Annotated in this window: 2 protein-coding genes; both read right to left on the bottom strand. The window is 61.6% G+C overall.

Features of this window, described 5'->3' with window-relative positions:
• Positions 1-104: 104 nt before the first annotated feature.
• Positions 105-1,910 (bottom strand): extracellular solute-binding protein, encoded by a 1,806-nt coding sequence (locus tag OKB81_RS19780; RefSeq protein ID WP_270805403.1) that lies wholly within the window; start codon positions 1,908-1,910, stop codon positions 105-107.
• A 135-nt stretch (positions 1,911-2,045) separates the two neighbouring features.
• The gene (locus OKB81_RS19775; protein ID WP_010675306.1) at positions 2,046-2,939 is read right to left on the bottom strand and encodes an EamA family transporter; all 894 of its coding nucleotides are present in this window, start codon (positions 2,937-2,939) and stop codon (positions 2,046-2,048) included.
• Between the last annotated feature and the right edge of the window lie 286 nt (positions 2,940-3,225).

Here is a 3,225-nt window from a genome sequence, read left to right as displayed (position 1 = left end):
AGACGCCGGATAGATTTAAGCAAGCCAACCACAACACCCGAAATCAAGGTTGCAAAAAAGGGGGTGACCATAGATTTGTTTTAGGGCTGACGGTGCCAGCTGCCCTATTTTTGCTGGTAGGTGGTATCCGTGATGGTCACTGGCGGGAAGGTCTGCCCCCCTTTGATGGCGGCCCGAGTCTGCGCCTTTGCCGCTTCGTCAATCCAGAGCAGGCCGCCAAAGCTGTAACCCGAGTTGGAGCCGTCGAGGGGCCAGTAGAGCAAGTCGCTCTGGGGGGTTGCCGGCACCTTGGGCAGGCGTATCCAGCGCCAGGCGCCGGCCCGGGTATAGGGCACCTGATAGGCGGGGACGAAGCTGGCTAGCTCATAGAGTCGCTCCTGGATCTGGCGGGAGAGGTCGGCCTTCTTGCCGAAATCGAACGCCTTGTCGTATTGCTCCACCAGGGCCGAGATCCTGTCGTCATCGATGTTCATGATGTTGTTGGTCTGGGGCTTGTTGGCATTGACCCTGTGGAAGTGTTCCCAATAGGCGGGATAGCGACCACCGCTCCAGGCCATCCAGGCACTCTGGTGTTTTTTCTCCAGCATGGATTTGAAGCCGGCCGATGCATCCATCAGATTGAGCTCGAGGTTGAGCCCCGCCTTTTTCGCCTCTTCCCGCAGCAGGGTGAGACGCTGGGCATGTTCCGCCGTGGTGTAGGTGATGCTGAGGGAGAGGGGCTGGTCCTTGTCGTTTCGCAAGATGCCATCCGGTCCGGTCTTGGTAAAGCCCGCCTTGGCAAAGAATTCGCGAGCAAGGGCGGGATCGAAGGGGCGCGCCTTGAGGTCGGTATTGGTGAACTCTCCCTGGCCCGAGCCATAGGTGTTGAGACGCTGGTAGTCCCCCCGCAGCAAGGTCGCGATCATCTTGTCCAGGGCGAGGGCGTGCTGGATGCCGAGTCTGACGTCGAGATTGCTCAGCAAGGGATCGGCGGTGTTGAGATAGAGCCCCATGGGGGGCTGAGGCGTCTGGTTGTAGAACCAGAGCCGCTCGATATAGCCCTTCTCGAATTCGGCGGTCTTGCTCTTGTCGTGCCACCAGTTGGGCATCACGAGGGGGAAGGTATCGAGCTCACCGCGCAGGAAGTGCTGCCAGGCGATGTTCTGATCCCTGAGCACCTTGATCTCGATGCGATCCGGATTGAAGCGGTGCTGGAAGTAGCGCTCGTCGTTCCCCCACCAATCCTTGACCCGGTCGAAGGTAACCGACTTGCCCTTCTTGAGCTCGCCAATCTGGTAGGGGCCGGTGACCGGCAGCACCTTCCAGTTGTACTCCTTGACCCAGTTGGCGGTCAGCTTGATGGCGTGGCTGGGCTCCGGGGTGAAGGGGAGGGCTTCGAGCAGATCTTCCCGGCTCTTCTCGGTGCCGCTGGTGATGGCGAGGGTGTGATCGTCAAACTTGGTCACTTCGCTTATCTGGGTGCTGTAGTAGTTGTTGTACCAGGGGTCGTTGATCTCCTTGCTGCGCATCATCTTGAGGGTGAAGACCCAGTCATCCGCAGTGACGGGCTGGCCGTCCGACCAGCGGGCCTTGGGGTTGATGCGAAAATAGAGCGTCTTGTTATCCGCGCCGAAAGCCCACTGGTTGGCCAGCATGGGGATGGGATTACGCGTCACGGGATGGGTGCTCAGGAGCGGCAGGTTGGTCTCGCGCACGTAGGCTGCAAAACCGCCGTTGGAATCCGGCCCGTATTTGCGCAAGGTGAGCGGAAAGCTCGACATGAAATCCCGGAAGGTGCCGCCTCGCTTGGCCTCGGGGTCTGCATAGACGGGGTCGGTGTCGTTGCTATCCCATTTGAGATCTGCCGGCAGGGTGGCACTCCAGCCGAACGGGCTCCAGCAGAAGGGGAGCAGCATGGCCATGACCCGCATGATGCCTGGTAAAGAGGGGATGATCGAAAATGACGGATGACGCATGTCCTTGCTCTCCTGATGATGGCGTCCTGCCGAAATAACGGGGTGGGCCCAAGAGGGCCTGACCCATGATGGGAAGTTTCCCGGGCGAGGTCAATCCTCGGTTTGGGTCTTCAAGAAGCGCATCTTGCCCCCCAGCAGATGCACCACGAAGCCGAGCAGCACCAGACCCGAGCCCAGCCATTGCAGGGGAGTGGGGTGTTCATCGAGCAGCAGGGCGGCGGCCACCATGCCGACACAGGGCACCAGCAGGGAGAGGGGGGCAACCTGGGCCACCGGATAGCGCATCAGCAGCCTCCCCCACAGGCCATAACCGAGCCAGGTGGCGATAAACGAGAGATAGAGCACGCACAAGACGCCCTGCCAACGGATGTTGAGCAGGCTGCTTGCGATGAGTTCGGGCCCCTCGAACAGCCAGGAGAGCGCGAAGAAGGGCAGGATGGGCACCAGCCCGCCCCAGGCGACCAGGCTCGGCAGAGAGGTGCGATAGCGCAGACCTATCTGGCGATTGATGACGTTGCCAAGGCCCCAGCAGGCGGCTGCGCACAGCGTCAGCACAAACCCGATGAGGGTGAGGTTGCCCTCGCCATGGGTGGCAATGAGATAAAGACCTGCTCCCGCCAGCGGCAGTGCCACCCAGTGGTGGGGCTGCCAGCGCTCTCCGAGCCAGATCATGGCGAACAGCAGGGTGAAGACCACCTGGGATTGCAGCACCAGGGAGGCCATGCCGGCGGGCATGCCGAATTTCATGGCGCAGAACAGGAAGGCAAACTGGCCCAGGCTGATCGCACCGCCATAGGCCAGCAGCCAGCGCCAGGGCATGGCAGGCCTGGGGACCAGCAGAATGGCCGGGAAGACGACTCCGACGAAACGCAGTGCTCCCAGCAGCAGTGGGGGGATGCCTTCCAGCCCCCACTTGATGGCGACGAAGTTGAGTCCCCAGCAGAGAATGACCAGGGCGGCCAGACACTTGTCCTTGGTTTGCATGCGGCATCCTTGTTTGAGCGGCGCCCGCACGGCAGGGCGCCGAAGGGGTCGAGCATACCTGCTACAGGGTGGGCACCGTCAAGGGCGCAGGTGTCTACCTGCACACCGGGCGAGCGCGGGCGGGCTAAGCTAAAAAGTGAGCGCCCCGATTGACGGGTTGGCGTCGATGGCTAACCGGAGGTATTCCATGAGCGACCATACCCTGCTGCCCCATCTTAAATGCGAAAGGGGACTCCCTCCGACGTAGGTGGGAGGGGAATTTCGCCGGGGCGTCAGCCCCGCTGGT

The organism is Aeromonas sp. QDB56, assembly GCF_027705505.1.
GTDB lineage: Bacteria > Pseudomonadota > Gammaproteobacteria > Enterobacterales > Aeromonadaceae > Aeromonas > Aeromonas caviae.
The sequence above is the reverse complement of the archived record's forward strand: the minus strand, read 5'-3'. Positions and strand labels throughout refer to the sequence as shown.

Bases quoted from the DNA above. Each gene is read 5' to 3' on its own strand.
- OKB81_RS19780 (WP_270805403.1), bottom strand. From the start codon at position 1,910: ATGCGGGTCATGGCCATGCTGCTCCCCTTCTGCTGGAGCCCGTTCGGC.
- OKB81_RS19775 (WP_010675306.1), bottom strand. From the start codon at position 2,939: ATGCAAACCAAGGACAAGTGTCTGGCCGCCCTGGTCATTCTCTGCTGG.